Raw genomic sequence first — 18,576 nt, 5'->3', positions numbered from 1 at the left:
AAAAGCCACCTCCTTAACTTGGAATGGCCGCAGGCGCCGGGTATCAAGATAAATTAATTAGCACAATTGCGTCAGAACGGCTAATGCTCGACGCCGGAAATTTAAGCTGATTGGCGGGGTTTTCGGGTGGACGCGACCCAAGCGGTAATGGCGTCTATCGTCGTCGGGAAGGCGAGGTCGGGCCATGGGATGTCGTCGGGGGCGAAGTAGCGGACTCCGGTCGCTTCGTCCGAGAGCGACGGAGGTTCCTTGCCGGGTGTGGCGAGATAGACGACGACGGTATTCGGCCCATCGTTGAACACTCCGAGCAGAAGACCGAGCGCGACGCGCATGCCGACTTCCTCGCGCGTCTCGCGGAGCGCGGCGTCGGCGGCGTTCTCGCCGAAATCGACGTAGCCGCCGGGAAAGGTCCACTTGCCGACGGCGGGCTCGATGCCGCGGCGGAGGAGCAGCACGCGTCCCGCGTCGACGACGAAGCAACCGGCGACCAGCTTCGGTCCCGGGAACAGCACGAAGCCACATCGCGTGCATACTTTGCGCTCGGCGTTCTCGGGCATCAGCATGCGCGACTCCATCGCGGCGCCACATAGCGGACAGAATTTCACCTTGGCGGGATAGTCGCGCTGTACGCGATGGTTGGCGTGAATTGGGTCGTGCTTCTTCATGCGGTCAGCCGGCGCACCAGCGCTTCACCGATTAGCAGTATCATAGCGGCGACGAGCAGGTACGGATTCATCGAGACGCGGCGCTCGAGCATGGCGCGCTCGGTCGAGACTTCCGCCGGCGAAGGATTGAGACGTCCGCCAGTCGCGGACGCGAGCTTTTCAAGCAGGCCATAATTGGGTTCGGGGCGCGGCAGTTCGGCGTTGACGCTCGGGCTGACGGTGAACGCGAGCGGCGGAAATTTTTTATCCTTGCCGGCCGGCGAACGCACTTCGAAGTAGTAATTGCCGGGCGCGGGGGCGTCGATCGATCCCGACAACTCGCCCACCACTTCTTCAGTCAGCGCGGTTTCAGTACGGGTTCCGTCGGGCCGCGTCACGATTACAGTCACGAGACGCGCAGCGTTGCCGGGCTCGGCGCTGTAATCGGTGAGCTTGATGTTGATGCGCCCCGCGTTGTAGCCGAGCGCGACGTCGATCTTCGGCTCGGTCGGCACTTCCGGCGTCATCCATGCGAGCAGTCGGTCCCACAGCGGCGCGAAGAGGTTTGAAGTGACCCACGTCCCAGACCAGCGGCCGCTGGCATCGGTCGTCACCGCCATCACCTTGCCTGCGCCGTATTTCCAGCTCGCGATCACGGGTTCGTGGGTGTCGGCTCGATCGACGTACATATCCATCGTGGCGCTCGGCTTTATTTCGGTGGAGACGTAGCCTTTCAGCGGCGGCATCTGGCGCGATGCGAGGTCTTTCAGAATCGCGTCAGGGCTTGCGGTGCGCGGAGTGAATTCTTTTTCCACCATCGTGATCTCGCCGCCGTGGGCTTTGAAATCCTCGACGAAAAGCTGCGGCAGATTGCTCGCACTGTCGGTTTGGTAGTACGAACCGCCGCCGTATTTCGCGATCGCTTGCAGGAGGTCGATGTTGGCCTCAGTGCCGACTGCGATGGTCGAGATTGTCGTATTGGAGTCATGATGCATCCGTGAGACGAGGTCGTAGTACATCTCGGCGGTGCCACCGGTCTCGCCGTCGGTGAGGATCACTACGTGCTTGGACTGCGCGCCGCTGTTGCCGAGCGTGCGTTCGGCCTCGCGCAGCGCGGGAATCAGGAAGGTCTGGCCGTGCGCGGAGAGCCGGTCGATCATCTGATTGAAATAGGCGCGGCTCTGCCCGACCGGTTGCAGCGGGATTACAACGAACGGCTGCGAGTCGAATCCGATGACGCCGATCAGGTCGTTGTCCTTGAGATTTTTGGTGACGGTCTCGGCGGCGGCCTTGGCGTAAGTGAGTTTGTCGTTGCGGCCCATCGAGCCCGACTTGTCGATAATCAAAACCAGCGCGCGTTTCTTTTCCTTGTGCTGAGGCGGCTTCATGGTCACCGGCATTATCGGCGCGAGCGGACTGTCCGCATAGCCACCAAGGCCGAAACTCGAATCGCCGCCAACCATCGCGAGCGATCCGCCGCGGCTGACATACGCCACCATCGCATTCTGCGCGGCCGGCGCGATTCGTTCACTGGGGACGTTGTTGATCAGCACCGCGTCATAGCCGGTGACGGCGCCGTCCCACGTCCCGCCGGTGACGGGAATGACGGTGGGATCGAAGCCCATCCGATTGACGACGGTGCCGAGGTAGTTCGCGTCCTTCGCGCTGTCGGTGAGAATCAGAACCTTGCGCCGGGTGCCGACACCGACCCATCCCTTGAGAGAGTCGTCCTCGAGGTACGCGTCGAACGCGGGATTGTCGGGCTTGTAGGTCGAGGAGTACGAAGCCAGGCCCGCGGCTTCGGTGCGAACGGGAAAGTCGAAGCGTTGCGACCCGCGCGGCAGCGTCACTTTGCGCTGATCGATCAGCGCGCCATCGCGCTCGATTGCGATTGTACCGGTCACGGAAGCGTCGTTGAGATTTTCCATCGTGACGCCGAGCTCGAAGGGCGCGGCTTTCTCGAGGGCAGGCGGAAGCGAGAGCGCCGTCATCGCGACGTTGGGAATCGACCGCGCACCCGGCGGCGTGAAGATGTCGAGGCGAATCTCGGCGTTGACGATCGCGCTGATAGCGCGGTCCGCGTCGCCGCGATTTTGCCAGCCGTCGGTGACCATCACGGCCGGGCCGCCATGCGCGTCGGGATCCGCCGCGATACGATAGAGCGCGCTTTCGAGATTGGTCGCGCCCGGCCCGCATTCGGCGCATCCGCTTCCGTTGGCGAACGCGGATTCGACGGCGCCGATCGATTGCGGCGTCGCGTCGCCCGCGAACATGTACGCGGGATCTCCCGCGCGCAGACCGAGATCGTCGTGCAGCAATTTCAGCGTCCACGCGCGCATCGCAGGCGTGATACTCGCGCTCGCATCGACGATCGCGGGGCGAGCCGCGCCCTCGGAATGCATCACTTGCTGCGGATTTGCGAGCGCGACGACGAACAGCGCGAGCACTATCGCGCGCATCAGTGGGGCAAACACGCGGCGAAGCTCACGCGCGTTGATAAGACCCCAAAGCAGAATGACGGCGGGAATCGCGAGCAGGTAGAGAAGGTCGCGATGCGCAAACGTCAAATCATGCGGCATGCCTGCGGGAATCATGGCGCGGCCTCGACGATTCGGCGGCGGCGATACACGATGAGCGCTTCCAGAGCCGTCAGCGCGATGATCGCGAAGAGCAGATAATCGCTGAGCGACGACTTCTCCATCACCGGCGCGGCAGCGGAGGCTGAATTTGGGGTTTCGACTTTAAGCAACGGCGAGCTGGAGAGATCCGACTCGGTGAGATCGGCGAGATTCACCGCGCGCGGCGTCCGGGCATCGCCGGGGCCGACGAGTTCATAGACTCCTTGCTCCGAGACGTCGGTAAAGAGCGTGCCCGGATGCGCCACCTTCTTTTTTCCCGAGGGCAGTATTACGCGATCGACTCCCGCCGGTACCAGCCACGGCTGTCCGGTGCGGTAGCCGCTACTGGTCGAGCCGAGGCCGGCGAGATAGCTGATCGCGTTCAGGGTCAGGATCGACATCGGCAGGTTACGCCGCCCGAGATACGGGAACGGATTGAAGCCGGTCGCGACGAAACGATGCGCGCCGCGTTCGCCTTTCAACAGCAGCGCGCCGCCGTCGCCCCCGACCACCTGGCTCATCCACGGATGCGTCCCGAAATACTCGCCGCCGCGCAGACTCAGCAGGCGGAAATTCACCGAATCGGTGAGCGTGTCAGTCGTGTGCCATCCGGCAATCTCGACCTTCGCAGTGGGAGTCACCGTCAATCCGAAAACGGGATCGCCCGGCGGCGGCATCACGAGCATCGTGTTCACCGCCGGCAATTCCTTGGGCGTGGCGTATTCAAAAATCGCCAGATCGTAATTGCCGAGCTCGTCGGGTGAATATGAATCGGGACTCTTTGCGGTAACTGCTACACCGGGAATCGAATTCAGCCCGTCGGCATCGGCGGGAGTCGGGCCGATGAAGAGAATCGACACGTTCTTGACGGACCCGGCCGTCGCGTAGGCAACGTTGTCGAGCGCGAGCGCGTCGTCGGGCGCGAGTTTCGCCTGGTAGATGCGCGCGGGAGGTATTTTGGGAAACTCGAGCGTGGCGGTCTCGCGCACGCCGAGCGCTTCTCTCGCGTGGGCGACCTCCTTGCCGTCACCGGTCACGACGAGGTCGAGCGTGCGCGTTTCAGGACTGAAGTTGGCGATGGTCAGACTCGCATGAAGTGCTTCCGCGCCAAGGACTTCGCGCCTCAATGTGAATGACCCTATCGCGGCGTTTACGACCGCATCGCCGACCGCAATCGGATGAATCCGCGCGGGGACCGGCGCTGCTAGCGCATTGGCGCCGGCAAAAATCACCTTCGCGACGCGCGCCTCCGACGCGAGGTTGCTGAGAAAGTTCTCCAGCGTAGTTTGATCGTTGGGCGCGTCGGTCGGCTTGATTCGGCGCAGCGCCAGGCGCGCTTCGGTCAGCGTGATGAACGGCGGCGCGACCCTTCGCGGTTGCGGCGCGGTGGTGTAAACGGAAATCTCGCCGCCGCCATTTTCGGCTGACAATTCCGCGTCGAGCTTTTCGCGCGCGATGTCGAAACGGGTCTTACCCGAGGGCGTCAGCGCCTGCATCGCGGCGGAATTGTCGATCACGACGGCGAGCGGAGAACTTCGTTTCCAGATGAACGGGCTCGCCATCGCGAGCACCACCAGGCTCAGGATCAAAACCTCGGCGAAGAACATCCAGTCCAGCCGCGGCCATCCGCCGAAACGCTCGCGTCGAAAACCGCGCAGCGCGCGGAACGCCAGCACGCTCGAGACCGTCACGCGCGACGGCCGCTCCCGTGCCAGGTACGCAAGCACGAGCGCCGGCACGAGGGCAAAAAAAACGAGCGCGCCTGGATAGAGCAGTCCCATCGGTTAACTCTTCAATGCGCCAGGCCGAGGTCGCGCACCGCGCGGACAAAGAATTGCTGGAAGTCGTTGTCGGTGGTGTAGAGCGAGTAGTGCAGCCCGCGCTTGAGGCAGAACGATTTTATTTCGCGCGTCAGCCGCAGCATCGTCTCGCGATATTGCGTGCGCTCGCGATCGCCGATCGATACCCGCAGCCGCTCGCCCGATTCGGAGTCGATCACCTCGACGTCGCCGGAGAGTCCTTGTCCATTGAGCTCGCGCCCGCCGAGAATCTGCACGGCCGTGAGATCCATCGAGGCCGCGGTGAACATCCCAAGGCCTTTCGTGACCGAGTTGAGCAGCATCAGGAAATCGGAAACGATGAACACTTTGCCGGCGCGGCGAATCGAGAGCAGCTCGGTCGCGAGCGAAGTCGCGAAATCGAACTGCCCGCCCGGTTTCAGATCGTGAAGGCGTCGCGCGAGCTCGACGATTCGATGGCGCCCGTTGACGAAGGACGGATTCACCTTCGCGCCCTTGCCCCCGAGCACCCGCAGCATCACGCGATCGCCGCTGGCGAGCGCGACGTACGCGAGCGCGAGCGCGGTCAGCATCGCGGATTCGAATTTGCGATCGCCCGCTGGATATCCCATCGACGCGCTTGCGTCGACGAAGATGTACGTGAGCAGGTCTTCCTCTTCCTGAAACAGCTTGATGTAGAGTTTGTCGCTGCGGCCGTAAAGTCCCCAATCGATGTAGCGGAAGTCGTCGCCGGGCGAGTAGTGGCGGTAGTCGTTGAACTCGAGCGACGAGCCGCGCTTGGGCGACAAGTGCATGCCCCGGCCTAGCCCGGCATAGCGCTGGCGGGTTCTGATCCTGAGCTTTTCGAGCCGGGCGAGAAATCCCGGCGTAAACTCATCCGGCAATCCGAACATTGCTACGTGCGCGGCTTCTTGAGCCGCTTTATCACCTGCTCGAGGATCGATTCTGCGGTGACGCTCTCGGCCTCGGCCTGGAAGTTGAGGAGCAGGCGATGGCGCAGGCACGGGATGATGGCGTCATCGATATCGTCGTAGCTCACACTCACGCGACCCGCGAGCAAGGCGTTAACCTTGGCGCACAAAATCAGCGCCTGCGCACCGCGCGGACTCGGTCCGAAGCGCAAATATTGCGAGACCTCGGGAAGCGTGCCGGGACCGCCGGGCGTGCATCCGCCGATCACGCTGATGATATAACGCTCGAGCGGCTCGGCCACCATCACCTCGCGCACGAGCGCCTTGAGATCCTCGATCGCACGCGGCGCGTGTGACGGTTCGAACAGCGGCTGAATTTTGTTTTGCGCCGTGCCGGTGGTGCGGTTGAGGATTTCGCGCAATTCGTCGGGCTTGGGCGATCCCATCACGACTTTGAAGATGAACCGATCCATCTGCGCCTCGGGCAGCGGATAGGTTCCTTCGAGCTCGATCGGATTTTGCGTGGCGAGCACGATATACGGCGGCTCGAGAATATAAGTGGTGCCGAAGACTGTGACCTGATGCTCCTCCATCGCTTCGAGCACGGCCGACTGCGTCTTCGGAGTCGCGCGATTGATCTCGTCGCCCAATACCATGTGCGCGAAGATCGGGCCCTCTTTGAACTGGAACTCGCGATGGCCCTCAGCCTCGGTCAGCACCTGCGTGCCGATGATGTCCGAGGGCATCAGGTCGGGCGTGAACTGGATTCGCTTGAAGCTGAGTCCGAGCGTTTCGCTGGCCGCCTTGACCATCAGGGTCTTGCCGAGTCCGGGCACGCCTTCGATCAAAATATGGCCGCCGCAAAACAGCGCGGTCAGCATTTTTCTTACTACCTCGCGATGACCCACGATTACGCGCGCGACTTCGCTCTCGGCGCGCGAGAAAATCTTGCGAAAATCCGCCACCCGCTGATCGGGTGAAATTTGCTGAGGAGCCGCTCCCATCCGTTGTCCTTCCTTATCGTGAAGCTAGTGAATCATGTCCCGATAGCGCGGCGGAACCAGTTGTCGCTCGTCGGGCGGCGCGTCGTCGCGGGTCGGCGCAAGCGGAGCATTGACGTACGCGGTCGTCGCCTTGAGCCGATCGGTATCGAGCACAGTTTTCCCGCCGTTACCGGTAGTGGGCGCGCCCGGCAATCGGAACATGACGTAACGCGCATCCTTGATATCGACGGTCGAGCCTTTCTCGCCGGGCTTCAGGAAGCGTTGCGCATTGGTCGACGTTGGCATCTCGCCGAGATGCGTATCGCCGAGGTTCGAGCCCATGTCGGTATTATTTTTCGGATTGCCACCGGCGTTGGGAAGATTGCGATCGCCGTTGGCGCTCGGCCTCGGGATGTCGCCGGGCTTGTTAGGATCGGGCTGACTGCCGCTCTGATTGGACTTGTCGCCGGGCTTGTTGGCGCCCCCTTGATTCTTGTCGTTGCCGGGCTGGCTGTCGGGGCCGGGATTTTTTGCGTTGGCGGTTTCGACCTGTGCTTCGGCTTTGGCGAGCTCGTTCTGGAGCTCGATATTGGTCTGGTCGCTCTTGTTCTTGTCGTTCTTCGCCGATCCGTTTCCGCCCTGGTTCTTGCCCGAATTGTTGGCAGTGCCGCCTTTGCCCGAGCCCGAGTTGTTGCCGCCGGCATTCTGACCGCTACCGGTCCCGCTCTTGCCCTGACCGCTACCAGTGCCCGATGAATTCCCCTGGCCCTTGCTGTTGCCGCTGCCCTTTCCGTTCTGCGAGGCTGATTTGCCGTTGCCTTGATTTTTTCCTGACTGGCTGTTGTTGCGCTTTTCGGCAGCCTTCCTGGCCTGCTTCATCGCTTCCTCGAGGCGCGCCTTTTTCTCCTCGGGCGGTAGCTTGGAATTTTCCAGCGCGTCTGCCGCCTTGCGAATATTATCTGCGAGCGCGGTATCGTCGGCGCTCGTCGAGGTTCGCGCGATCTCTTCGGCGATCGCGCGCAGCTTGGCGGCTTCTCTATTCTCGGGCGTCGGCGCTCGCACTAATCCGAGGGTCGCCAGCACCATCGCGAGCGCGACCACGCCGGCGAAAATCGAAGAGCGCTTGAGCGGCTCGCCGACTTCGAGTTTGAATTCGCGGCGGATGTCGAGACCGCCGAACAGCGCGATCGCGCGCCGCCACAGAATCGGAAAAAGCGGTGTGCGCCGCGCGCGACTGCTCTCGGGCGTCGACGGATTCGCCAGCGTCGCGAACGTAACGATCTCCTGGTTGCATTCCAGCAGGTCGTCGAGCTCGGCGGCGGCTGCAACGAAGTCGTTGGCGCGCCGATAAGCGCGAAACGCCATCACTATTCCGGCCGCAAGCACGACAAGTCCCGCGCCGACCAGTAAGAGGCTCAGCAAGTTGGCGCGATCCGGCGTCAGCGAGTATCCGTACCGCGCCCACGTCGCATCGCCGATAGGCTCGAGCAATATTCCGAGCGCAATCGCGGTGAGCGCAGGCGCAACTGCACACAGCATTGTGCGAATTGCCGCCAGCCGCGCGATTCGCGCGCTCGCAGTGCCGATTGTCTCGACCGGATTGTCCACAGGAATAGAAATTATAGCGTACTCGACGCAGATGCGACCGTACAACCGATGGCCGCAAGAAGCCTTTTCTACCGGGCTCCTGGTGGTTTGCCGACGGGGTCTTTCCGCTCGAGCGCGATCACGTGCCGATGCTCGTCGTACGACTTCGAAAAGACATGAGTGCCGCCTTCGCGCGCTACGAAATAAAGAAAATCGGTCTGCGTCGGGTACAGCGCGGCCTCGATTGATTTCAATCCCGGATTCGCAATCGGCCCGGGCGGCAAGCCGGTAAAATCGTAGGTGTTGAATGCCGACGTCGTGTGAACCGCGCTCGCGGCCGACTCCTTGGCGCCGTCGAGTTGGTACTCAGCGGTAGGATCGGATTGCAACGGCATATTGAGCCGCAGCCGATTGTAAAAGACACCTGCGATCAGCGGCCGCTCATCGGGTGCCTTCGCTTCCTTCTCGACGATCGACGCCATCGTCACCAGCCGGCGCGCGTCGAGGCCCTGATCGAACATCCGCTCCTCCACCTTCGGCGTCAGGACCTGGTAGAAGCGCGCGAGCATCGCGACCAGCACGTCGTTGGTCTTCGCGTGCGGCGAGAATTTGTAGGTCGCGGGGAACAGGTAGCCCTCCGCGCCGAGCGGCATCAGGCCGAGCGCGCGGACGATCTCGCCGTCGCGGGCAGCATTCTCGAATTCGTCTTCGCAGACCAGCCCGGTCGCTGCCACCCGCTCCGCAATTTCATGCACGGTCAGGCCTTCGGGAATCGTGACGGTCACAACAATGAAATCGCCCTTGACCAGATGGCGCATCACATCGGGAATCCGCTCGCCACCTTTGAACGCATAGTCGCCCGGCTTTATCTGGCTCGCAGTCCGGCTCATCCGGCCGTACACGCGCAGCGCGATTTCGCTCCGAACGACGCCAGCATCAGCGAGCGCGCGCGCGATTTGTCGAAACGACTCGCCCTTTTCAATCGTGACTTCGCGAGGCGGGGCAAATGTTTCGGTAGGATTAATCCAGTAGTATGAAACCGCAGCGTACGACGCGCCGAGGACGATCGCGATCACAAGAATTGTCGCCGCACGCTTCATCTAATGGGAAATTATATTCCAAGCCGTGATTTTTCATTAACTGCTCGGGCGCGCGATTTTTTCAGGATGCGCCTGCATCCAGCCTTCGAGGATGACGACGGCCGCGAGTGCGTCGAGCCCGGTTTTGCGCGCACCTTTGCGCGCCGGCAGGTCCGCCAGACGCTCCCGCGCTTCGAAGCTGGTCAGCCGCTCATCGAACATCTCGACGTCGACCGCCAGCACTTCGCGCAACCGTTCGACAAACTTCCGCGCTGAGTGAGCCGCCGGACCTTCGCTGCCATCCATGTTGAGCGGAAGGCCCACGACGATCGTGCTGACCTGACGATCGCGCAGCATCGCGGCAATCGCGTCGAGGTCATGCCTGAGCGCCCGCCGCTCGACGATACCCACCGGATACGCCCCCATAGAAGCCGCATCCGTAACAGCTACCCCGATGCGTCGTCGCCCGAGATCAAGCGCGGCGATTGGCATCGATTTGACCGTTCATGGAGATTCTCAGTGGCTGCCTTCGACAGTAACAATTTTCACAACGGTTGATGCTATAGATTCCGCATGCGTTCTGGAGCGCTTCGCATCGCGAATGTCACTTTCGCACTCCTTCTCTGTCCAGTGGCGGCGTGGGGGTGGGGTGACGATGGGCACAAAATCGTCGCGGTGATTGCGGCCAACAATCTGACACCAGCGGCATCGAGCCAGGTGGCAGAAATCCTCGGTGCGTCGGCGGCGGACAAAAGAGCAATCGCATATGCTATGGAGGCGGCTTCGATCCTTCCGGACACCGAGTTTCGCGAGGAAGATAAATCGACGGCGCCATGGCACTTCATCGACATTTGTTTGCAGGACCATCGAGCGGACGTTGCGGCGCGATGCCCCGAGGGAAAATGCGTGACAGGGAAAATCGACGAATACTCCAAGCGCCTGAAAGAGATCCGATACGACCACTGGGGTGCGAAGGGTGATCTTGCGTTCCTGATCCATTTCGTCGGCGACATCCATCAACCGCTGCACGCGGCCAACGACGCGGACCGTGGTGGAAATTGCGTCCCGGTCGATTCGCACTCGCGAGAAACCAATCTTCACGCGACTTGGGACACCACCGTCGTGCGCCGTCTCGAATACTCCATCGACTCCGGAAGGCCCGAGACGACGGCCCACAAGTTGGAACAGATCTATGCGGCTGAGAAGGGCGCCGATTCGTGGATTGCCCCCGATGATATCGCGTGGGAATCGAATCAGGTCGCGCGTACAGACATTTACGGCGCTTTGCAAATTCCGCTCGAACCATGCCAGCCGACCGCCAATGTTTGCGTCAATCCCGCCGGGCATCCCATCGAATTGGACTCTTCCTACCTCGAACATGCCGACACTCTCGCCGGTCATCAGCTCGCCAAAGCTGGCTTCAGGCTTGCGAGCCTGTTGAATGAAATCTGGACGCAGCCGGCTGCGCCGACGCATGCGACGGGAAATTCAGCTCCCGCGGAAGTTCCTTCAGCGACGACCGTCGACAGCCAAATCGTTTTTGTCGGCAATCGTCGCAGTAAAATTTACGCGTGGCCCGGATGCGGCAGCTACGACCGGATGGCGCCGGCGAATCGCGTCGTCTTCCAGAGCCGCGAAACCGCTGAGCAGAATGGTTATCGAGCGGCTCGCAACTGTCCTTAGTCACCCCTGTCCTCATACTGCGACGCCACTTCGCGGTCGTGGTCAATTTGTACCGTTTGAAACCAGTTATGCGTGAATTCCGGTCGCTGCAGTAACCGGAACAGCACACAAATGACACGCAAGGGTTGCGTTGGATAGCCGAATCACCTAGCTTCGGTCGTGATGGCAGCTCGGGGGAGAAGCTTCGCGGGATATCCACGCGCGTTGACCGGGATGGTCGTTGCTTTGATCGCGACGACCACCGCGCTGTTTCTGTTTTTCCAAGCAAATCCGCAGACTTTTCCCTCTCCGATCGACTCACTCAGCTACCAGATGGACGCCGGAAGGGACGTTCCCGAGGTAGTCGAGCAGTCGGAGTCTGCTCAGCCCGCGCCTCCATCGATCACCATCAGCACGATGCTCGACCGCACCGCGCCTATCGAAAGCTACCTTCGCGAATCAGGGATGGACGCTGACGACGCGCATCAGTGGGCATCGTACATCCAGCGGATTACCTCGAACCGGTATTTCCACAGCGGGCACCCGCTGACGCTGTATAAGGATCCCGAAACCGGCGAGATGCGCGGCTTCAAGTATGATCTCGACCAGAACAACACCGTCATCGGGGCCAGCCTCGGCGCGGGCGTGCTCAAGGCCGCCATTCGGCCCATCGATTATTACATTCGCCCTGTAATGCTGACGTTCGCGGTCAAGGACAGCTTCCAGCGCGGCGCGGCTGAGCATGGTATTCCGAAGCCGATCGTCGAATCATTGCAGGACGCATTCTCGGGTCGTCACGATCTCAACCGGCTCGCACCCGGCTCTGCGGTCAAGCTGATTTACCAGGAGAAGGTCAGCCGCGACGGCTCCTACACCCTGGTTGGCGGAGTGCAGGCGGCGCAAATCCGCTTTGGCAGTCGCACACTGACCGCGATTTCATTCAGCGACGAGCACGGCCGCCCTCATCTATATGACGAACAAGGGCACGCGCTCGGTCCGCAATCGCTGCGATTCCCGCTCAGTTTTCAGTACATTTCTTCGGGCTTCACGTTCCATCGATGGCATCCGATCCTGCACGAGTATCGCCCGCATTTCGGTGTCGATCTGGTCGCCAAGTACGGCGAGCCGGTCAAATCAGTGGCCGACGGGACCGTCATAAGCGCGGGATGGGCGGGCGAACTCGGCAACTGCATTCGCATCCAGCATGAGCATCAGCTCGTCAGTATGTATGGTCATCTGTCGAAGATTAGTCCCGACGTGAAGCCAGGCACTTCCGTTCGGATGGGGCAGTTTATTGGAAACGTCGGTTCGACCGGTCTCTCGACCGGGCCGCATTTGCACTTTGGAATGGAAAAAGACGGAGTCTGGGTCAATCCTCTGACTGAACAGCTTGGCGAGAATCACCAAGTATCGCCCCGGATGAAAGCGATCTTCGACGAAATCAAGGATCAGTACCAGTCAGCGCTGGCGGAGTTGCCTGACCTGGGCAGCCATTTCGTCGCCAGCGAAGAGCGCAAGCCGGCAATCTCGAAATTCGGCGACTTGTACCATGTGACGATCGATCGCAGCGTGGGAAAGAGGAAGCACCTACACGAGCCGAGAGTCTCGAGCGACCATTACAGCACCGACGGCGCGCTCTGATCTGAACGTCCTACCGTTTTCGCTTCATTGTTTCTCGCCATTGCCAGTTCGAGTTTTCCCCGCTACTGCTGAGATTGCGATCCGCTGCACCTGTCATGCACGAGCATCTCAATACTGATTTCTTCACCCCTGCGCCGCCGCGCGTCTTTGGGCATCGCGGTGCCGCCGGGACGCATCCTGAAAATACGCTCGAATCATTTCGTGGCGCGGTAGCGAGCGGCGTCCAGTATCTCGAATTCGACATCCATATGACCCGCGACGGCGAGGTCGTCGTGGCTCACGACAATCATCTCGCGCGGATGTGCGGGCTTGATCGCAAGATCGCCGAGATGACGCACGCCGAGCTTGCGGCTGCCGACGCGGGCCGGATGTTCACGCTGGACGGCGCGACGTTTCCCTTCAGGGACAAGGGAATTAGGGTGCCGCGGCTGGCCGAGGTGCTCGAGGCGTTTCCGAAACTGCGGATGATCGTCGAGGTCAAACAAATCGCGCCGAGTGTCGTGGCGCCGATGCTCGAACTGATCGATCGCGCTGGGATTCGCCGTAGTGTCCTCGTCGCCAGTGAGCATCAGGAGCCGCTCGACGAGATTCGTAAGCTGGCGCCCGAAATTCCGACCAACTTTTCCTACCTCGAATCGGGTCTGTTCATTCAGGCGATGGGCACCCGCGACGCCAACTATCGCCCGCCCGCCGACGCGGTCCAAATCTCGCACTTCTACGAGAACTGGGAGCTGGTCACGCGCCAGAGTGTCGAATTCGCGCACAGCCTCGGAGTCGAAATGCACGTCTGGACGGTGAACGAAGAAGCCGAGATGTCGCAACTGCTCGACATGGGCGTCGACGGATTGATCAGCGACTACCCGGAACGCGCACTCGAAGTCGTTCACGAACGCGCACCCGCACAGCGCTGACCGGTCTTTTCAGTTTGGCGCGGTCTTTGTTACGATTCCGCCCGCTCGTCCAACAATCAACAGGGGAGCGAAAACTATGAAGCTCGACACCGGTCTCTCGACCCGCAATTTGCGCGATGTTCCCGCTGCCGCCCGTGCCGCAGAGGCTGCAGGCTTCGATGCGATCTGGATTCCCGAGGCTGGCAACGACGGCTTTCTCCCGGCAGCGCTGATAGCCGAGCACACGAAACGAATCAAAATGGGGACGTCGGTCGCCATCGCGTTTCCGCGCAGCCCGATGATTACCGCTGCGACCGCGTGGGATCTCGCGGGACTCTCCGAAGGCCGCTTCATCCTCGGGCTCGGCACGCAGGTTAAGGGCCACATCGAGCGCCGCTACAGCACGAAATGGGAAGCGCCGGTGCCGCGCCTGCGCGAGTACCTGCAGTCGCTACGCGCGATTTTCAAATGCTGGTCGGAAGGCGGCGCGAAGCTTTCGTTCCAGGGCAAGTACTACAACTTCTCGCTGATGACGCCGTTCTTCACGCCCGCCCGGCACAACTTCCCCAACGTGCCGATTCATATCGCGGGCGTCAACGAACATATCATCCGGCTCGCCGGCGAGCTGTGCGAAGGGCTGCACGCACATCCGTTCAACTCTCCCAAGTACCTGCGCGAGTACGTGCTGCCGAACGTCGAGAAAGGTCTTCAGAAGGCCGGGCGCGCGCGCAAGGATTTCGAAATCCAATCGACCGCGTTCGTGATCGTCGGCAAAAATCAGGACGAAATCGAAAAGACGCGCGAAGCAGTCCGGCAACAGATCTCGTTTTACGCCTCGACGCGGACTTACAAGATCGTGCTCGACATGCATGGATGGGGCGACGTCGCGCAGCGGCTCAACGAGAAGGCGGCCAAGGGCGAGTGGGTCGCGATGGCGAAAGAAATCACCGACGAGATGCTCGATGTGTACACGGTCTCGGGCACCTTCGACGATATCGCGGACAAGGTGAAGCAGCGCTATGACGGCCTGCTCGATCGGGTCGCGTTTTATATCCCATATCGCGCCGGGACCGACGACGCCGAGTGGGCAAAACTTGCGAAGCGCTTTAATGGCTGAGTTGCGCCATTGTCGTGATACATTGTTCCGCTAACAAGGAGAAAACTTCCGATGACCAAGGCAATGTTGAAAACGATGGCCGCGATTGCGGTCGTGGCTTCGTTGATGATTTCGGCCGCGAACCGAATCGCGATGGCTCAGGGCGCGGCGCCCGCGGCCCCCGCTCCCGCGATGGAGGAACCCGGTACCAGGAGCTTCACGCTCGTATCGATCGAAGCGGATGGTGCGAAGATCTGGCTGCCCAGCGTAATCGCGGTCGAGCAGGGCGACAAGGTAAAGCTGACGCTCAAGAATCTGGTACCGGGCGCGGACAATAAGCACGGCTTCACGATTCCCGCATACAACATCACGGAAGTGGTGACGCGTGACGAGCCGAAGACGGTCACGTTCGTCGCCGACAAGGCGGGGGTTTTCCAGTATTTCTGTCAGTTGCATCCCGCGCACATCGGCGGCTCGCTGATCGTCGAACCGAAGAAGTAGGGGGCGAAGGCGATAGAGATTGACGGCGCCTCGCCCGCGCTCCTCGATGCCAACGGTGCCCGAAAGGGCTAGGCTTGATCGCGCATGCGCAAGGTAGTCCTCTATGCGCGCTCGCCGGATTGGCGCGAAGTCGTCGAGCGTGCCGATGAGTTGATGGCGTCGCCGAACTTTCGCGTGCTCAAATCCGAGGCGCGGACGCGCGCAGGTTTCCTCGACGTGTCCGGCGCCGATCCCGCGTTCATAAAACGGGTCGAGGTTTCCTCCTGGAGCCGCGGCGTGTTCGAGCGAATCCGCGGATCTCGCGCCGCGCGTTCACTCGCCGGCGCGGCGATGCTGAAGGCACACGGCCTCGCGCATCCGGAACCGCTCGCAGCAATGAACTTGTACCGGGCGGGCGCGATTCGCGCGTCGTATCTCGTCAGCCGCGCACTCGTCAACGCCGACTCGTTGAGCCGCTTTATGCTCGGGCCCGGGGAAATCAAAGGACGCAACGTGCATCGCCGCAAACAAATCTCGGATACGGTCGCGGCGCAAATCCGGCGCCTGCACGAGTCCGGGCTTTACACGCGCGATCTGCAAGAGACCAACATCATGGTCGAAGATAACGCGCACGGCGGCTTCAACGTGTACTTTATCGACCTCGAGGATTTCCGCCGCGCCGCCAACGTCTCGTGGAAACGCAGAATGACGAACCTGGTGCATCTCGATCGCAGCATCGGGCGCTTTCTCTGTCGCGCAGCGCGGCTCGATTTTCTTTATTCTTACCTGGGACATCGCCCCAACCGTGCTGCCGCGCGCAAGATTGTCGCTGAAGTGAAAACTGCGCGCGAGGCAATCGATCGCCGCAAGCGCAGCAACGTGCCGGCCACCGAACGCGTCGTCGCTCCGCTCGCCGGAGGAACGCGCTAGTGCCTTTCTCGATCCGCATGCGCGAGTACGACCATCACACCGAGCAGGTGCACGCCGCCGGCGGAAGCTGGGTGCGCGACGTGATGCTCGGGCTGAACGACGGACTGGTCGCCTCGTTCGCGGTCACGTCGGGCGTCGCAGCTGCATTCGCTACCGGCAACGCCGCGATGATGGCGGGACTCTCCGAGATGCTTGGCGGCGCGGTCGCGATGGGACTCGCGGCCTACATCTCGGCGCGCTCGCAGATTGAATTTTATCAAAGCGAAATAGAACGTGAGCGCGAGGAAATCCGCCGATGGCCGGACCGCGAGCGCGAAGAGATCAGCACCATCTATCGGAACAAGGGTTTCACCGGGCCGCTGCTCGATCAGATCGTCGCGCACATCACGGCGGACCCCGCGCGCTGGAGCAACGTGATGATGCGCGAGGAGTTGGGCTTCAACGAAGAATCCTTCGACAGCCCTCTCCGCTCCGCGTTCGCCGTCGGCCTGTCATATCTCGCGGGCGCGGCAGTGCCAGTCTGGGCCTACATCTTTTTCGAGCCCGCGCAGGGCCTGCGCGTGTCCGTTATCTCAACCGTCGTTGTGCTGTTCGCGGTCGGCGCGTTGAAAACGATCATCACCAGTCGCTCGTGGTGGCGCAGCGGACTGGAAAGCATGTTCGTGGGAATCGCAGCCGCGGGCGCGACTTACGCCGCAGGCCGTATGTTTGCCGCGCGATGAATCAACCCGGGCGTTACGCTTCGACGAGGATGTCGTCGCCCTCGGCCTTCACCGCGTAGCATCCGAGCTTGACGCTCGCGTCGTCGAGGTTGGCGCCGGTCGTTATGTCGTACTCCCATCCGTGCCACGGGCAGACGATGGTGGTGCCGTCCAGTTCGCCCTCGGCCAATGGACCGCCGCGATGCTTGCAGGTGTTGTCGATCGCGAAGAACTTGCCGCCCGCGTTGAACAACGCGATTTGTTTGCCGCCGGCCTCGACCAGTTTGCCGCTGCCTTCTGGCACGTCCGCAACCTTCGCAACTTTGACGAAACTTGCCATCCGGATTTCCTCCGATCAGGTCGTATACTCCGCGTTGATTCGCACGTAATCGTAACTCAGGTCGCAAGTCAAAATAGTCGCGGTCGATTTTCCCAATCGCAGATCGAGCCGCACTCCGAATTCGCGCGCCTTCATCGCAGTGCCCGCTTCCGCGAGCGCATCCGTCAGCAACCGCCCTTGCGCGGCGACTTTCACTCCGCCGATCCACAGTACCAGCTTGTCGGATTCGACGTACGCGCCGGACGATCCGGCGGCCATCAGGATGCGGCCGACATTCGGATCGCATCCGAAGAACGCGGTCTTGACCAGCGGCGAGTTAGCGATTTGCCGTGCCGCGCGCTCGGCGTCGGCAGGAGTGCGAGCGCCGCGCACCTCGACGGTGACCAGCTTGGTCGCACCTTCGCCGTCGCGCACGAGTTCGCGCGCGAGCGCCGCCGAGACGTCCTCGACTGCGCGATCGAACACCGCCTGATCGCGCGCACCGAACGCGCGATTCTCCGCAGCGCCACTCGCCATGATTATCACCGTGTCATTGGTCGACATGTCACCGTCAACGGTGATCGCATTGAAGCTGGTCGGCAGCGCCGCCTTGATCGATTTTTTCAGGATAGTGGGAGCGATCATCGCGTCGGTCACGAGATAGCCGAGCATCGTCGCCATCTTCGGCGAGATCATTCCCACGCCTTTCACCGCACCGGCGAGCTTGATCGTCGCGCCTCCCGCCTTGAACGTTGTCGACGCGGTCTTGGGACGCGTGTCGGTCGTCATGATCGCATGTGCAAAGTCAGAGAGCCCGTCGTCGCGCAGCGATCGTACGGCATCGGCGGCGCCATTTTTAAATTTCTCGAAGTCGTAGAGATGACCAATCACCCCGGTCGACGACGGCACGACGAGTTCCGGCGCGCATCCGAGAAGTCCCGCGACGTGGGTGCATGAATCGCGCGCGAGTTTCATTCCCTCTTTGCCAGTGAAGCTGTTGGCGCATCCGGAGTTCGCGACGACTGCTTGCAGACGCCCCGATTTGACGCGGTCCGCGGTCACGTAGACCGGCGCCGCTTTCACCCGATTGGCGCTGAACACTGCGGCTGCCGAGGCCGGACGATCGGCGGCGATGATGCCCAAGTCAAGCGCGCCTGCCTTGGTCTTCAGTCCCGCGCTAACGCCGGCGAATCGAAATCCGCGCACGGCGGCCGGCTCGAGAGCAACTTTCATCTA

General features: G+C 61.6%; 17 protein-coding genes. 7 read left to right on the top strand and 10 right to left on the bottom strand.

Annotated features, from left to right (window positions below; translation table 11 throughout):
* Positions 1-101 precede the first annotated feature (101 nt).
* Genes WB650_RS07020 through ruvX form a run of 8 tightly spaced genes read right to left on the bottom strand, consistent with a single transcriptional unit; the run spans position 102 to position 10,113 of the window.
* On the bottom strand, positions 102-665 hold the full coding sequence (locus WB650_RS07020) for an NUDIX domain-containing protein (protein WP_422305666.1): 564 nt from the start codon (positions 663-665) through the stop codon (positions 102-104).
* Positions 662-3,238: a VWA domain-containing protein gene (locus tag WB650_RS07015; protein WP_423959938.1), complete on the bottom strand. Its 2,577-nt coding sequence runs from the start codon at positions 3,236-3,238 to the stop codon at positions 662-664. Before WB650_RS07015 ends, WB650_RS07020 begins: the two co-directional genes overlap by 4 nt.
* Positions 3,235-5,043, bottom strand: a complete 1,809-nt coding sequence (locus WB650_RS07010) for a vWA domain-containing protein (RefSeq protein ID WP_422305670.1) — start codon at positions 5,041-5,043, stop codon at positions 3,235-3,237. The genes WB650_RS07015 and WB650_RS07010 overlap by 4 nt, the downstream gene beginning before the upstream one ends.
* Positions 5,044-5,054: 11 nt before the next feature.
* Entirely contained in the window at positions 5,055-5,954 is a 900-nt protein-coding gene (locus WB650_RS07005; RefSeq protein WP_422305672.1) for a DUF58 domain-containing protein, read from the bottom strand.
* 2 nt (positions 5,955-5,956) lie between these two features.
* On the bottom strand, positions 5,957-6,976 hold the full coding sequence (locus WB650_RS07000; protein ID WP_422305674.1) for an AAA family ATPase: 1,020 nt from the start codon (positions 6,974-6,976) through the stop codon (positions 5,957-5,959).
* Between the two features lie 24 nt (positions 6,977-7,000).
* Positions 7,001-8,608: a hypothetical protein gene (locus WB650_RS06995; RefSeq protein ID WP_423959936.1), complete on the bottom strand. Its 1,608-nt coding sequence runs from the start codon at positions 8,606-8,608 to the stop codon at positions 7,001-7,003.
* Between the two features lie 23 nt (positions 8,609-8,631).
* Complete coding sequence (gene mltG / locus WB650_RS06990) at positions 8,632-9,642, bottom strand: endolytic transglycosylase MltG (RefSeq protein WP_422305678.1); 1,011 nt, start codon at positions 9,640-9,642, stop codon at positions 8,632-8,634.
* A gap of 36 nt (positions 9,643-9,678) precedes the next feature.
* Entirely contained in the window at positions 9,679-10,113 is a 435-nt protein-coding gene (gene ruvX, locus WB650_RS06985) for a Holliday junction resolvase RuvX (protein WP_422305680.1), read from the bottom strand.
* A 138-nt stretch (positions 10,114-10,251) separates the two neighbouring features.
* Between ruvX and WB650_RS06980 the strand changes: the two genes are divergently transcribed.
* From WB650_RS06980 to WB650_RS06950, 7 genes are all read left to right on the top strand, one after another.
* A complete protein-coding gene (locus WB650_RS06980) occupies positions 10,252-11,304 on the top strand; it encodes a S1/P1 nuclease (RefSeq protein WP_423959933.1) in 1,053 nt (350 codons plus the stop codon).
* A gap of 162 nt (positions 11,305-11,466) precedes the next feature.
* Positions 11,467-12,924, top strand: a complete 1,458-nt coding sequence (locus WB650_RS06975; protein ID WP_422303836.1) for a M23 family metallopeptidase — start codon at positions 11,467-11,469, stop codon at positions 12,922-12,924.
* A gap of 95 nt (positions 12,925-13,019) precedes the next feature.
* A complete protein-coding gene (locus WB650_RS06970; protein WP_422303837.1) occupies positions 13,020-13,835 on the top strand; it encodes a glycerophosphodiester phosphodiesterase in 816 nt (271 codons plus the stop codon).
* Positions 13,836-13,911: 76 nt separating this feature from the next.
* Positions 13,912-14,931, top strand: a complete 1,020-nt coding sequence (locus WB650_RS06965) for a TIGR03617 family F420-dependent LLM class oxidoreductase (RefSeq protein WP_423959931.1) — start codon at positions 13,912-13,914, stop codon at positions 14,929-14,931.
* 51 nt (positions 14,932-14,982) lie between these two features.
* Positions 14,983-15,411 (top strand): cupredoxin domain-containing protein, encoded by a 429-nt coding sequence (locus WB650_RS06960; protein WP_422303839.1) that lies wholly within the window; start codon positions 14,983-14,985, stop codon positions 15,409-15,411.
* 84 nt (positions 15,412-15,495) lie between these two features.
* Entirely contained in the window at positions 15,496-16,320 is an 825-nt protein-coding gene (locus WB650_RS06955) for a lipopolysaccharide kinase InaA family protein (RefSeq protein WP_422303840.1), read from the top strand.
* Positions 16,320-17,042: a VIT1/CCC1 transporter family protein gene (locus tag WB650_RS06950; protein WP_423959928.1), complete on the top strand. Its 723-nt coding sequence runs from the start codon at positions 16,320-16,322 to the stop codon at positions 17,040-17,042. Before WB650_RS06955 ends, WB650_RS06950 begins: the two co-directional genes overlap by 1 nt.
* Positions 17,043-17,055: 13 nt before the next feature.
* Here WB650_RS06950 and WB650_RS06945 read toward each other — a convergent pair whose 3' ends face one another.
* Both WB650_RS06945 and argJ read right to left on the bottom strand, forming a co-directional pair.
* Positions 17,056-17,361, bottom strand: coding sequence for a Rieske (2Fe-2S) protein (locus tag WB650_RS06945; protein ID WP_422303842.1), 306 nt, complete (start codon positions 17,359-17,361; stop codon positions 17,056-17,058).
* A 15-nt stretch (positions 17,362-17,376) separates the two neighbouring features.
* A complete protein-coding gene (argJ, locus tag WB650_RS06940; protein ID WP_423959926.1) occupies positions 17,377-18,573 on the bottom strand; it encodes a bifunctional glutamate N-acetyltransferase/amino-acid acetyltransferase ArgJ in 1,197 nt (398 codons plus the stop codon).
* Positions 18,574-18,576 lie beyond the last annotated feature (3 nt).

The sequence above is a fragment of the Binatus sp. (SeqCode) genome (genome assembly GCF_049584895.1).
Lineage (GTDB): Bacteria > Desulfobacterota > Binatia > Binatales > Binataceae > Binatus.
Note: the sequence above shows the minus strand (reverse complement) of the source record. Positions and strands in the feature narration are given on the sequence as shown.

Bases quoted from the DNA above. Each gene is read 5' to 3' on its own strand.
- WB650_RS06945 (WP_422303842.1), bottom strand. From the start codon at position 17,361: ATGGCAAGTTTCGTCAAAGTTGCGAAGGTTGCGGACGTGCCAGAAGGC.
- WB650_RS07015 (WP_423959938.1), bottom strand. From the start codon at position 3,238: ATGATTCCCGCAGGCATGCCGCATGATTTGACGTTTGCGCATCGCGAC.
- WB650_RS07010 (WP_422305670.1), bottom strand. From the start codon at position 5,043: ATGGGACTGCTCTATCCAGGCGCGCTCGTTTTTTTTGCCCTCGTGCCG.
- WB650_RS06970 (WP_422303837.1), top strand. From the start codon at position 13,020: ATGCACGAGCATCTCAATACTGATTTCTTCACCCCTGCGCCGCCGCGC.
- WB650_RS07000 (WP_422305674.1), bottom strand. From the start codon at position 6,976: ATGGGAGCGGCTCCTCAGCAAATTTCACCCGATCAGCGGGTGGCGGAT.
- WB650_RS06965 (WP_423959931.1), top strand. From the start codon at position 13,912: ATGAAGCTCGACACCGGTCTCTCGACCCGCAATTTGCGCGATGTTCCC.
- WB650_RS06960 (WP_422303839.1), top strand. From the start codon at position 14,983: ATGACCAAGGCAATGTTGAAAACGATGGCCGCGATTGCGGTCGTGGCT.
- WB650_RS06955 (WP_422303840.1), top strand. From the start codon at position 15,496: ATGCGCAAGGTAGTCCTCTATGCGCGCTCGCCGGATTGGCGCGAAGTC.
- argJ (WP_423959926.1), bottom strand. From the start codon at position 18,573: ATGAAAGTTGCTCTCGAGCCGGCCGCCGTGCGCGGATTTCGATTCGCC.
- WB650_RS07020 (WP_422305666.1), bottom strand. From the start codon at position 665: ATGAAGAAGCACGACCCAATTCACGCCAACCATCGCGTACAGCGCGAC.
- WB650_RS06975 (WP_422303836.1), top strand. From the start codon at position 11,467: ATGGCAGCTCGGGGGAGAAGCTTCGCGGGATATCCACGCGCGTTGACC.
- mltG (WP_422305678.1), bottom strand. From the start codon at position 9,642: ATGAAGCGTGCGGCGACAATTCTTGTGATCGCGATCGTCCTCGGCGCG.
- WB650_RS07005 (WP_422305672.1), bottom strand. From the start codon at position 5,954: ATGTTCGGATTGCCGGATGAGTTTACGCCGGGATTTCTCGCCCGGCTC.
- ruvX (WP_422305680.1), bottom strand. From the start codon at position 10,113: ATGCCAATCGCCGCGCTTGATCTCGGGCGACGACGCATCGGGGTAGCT.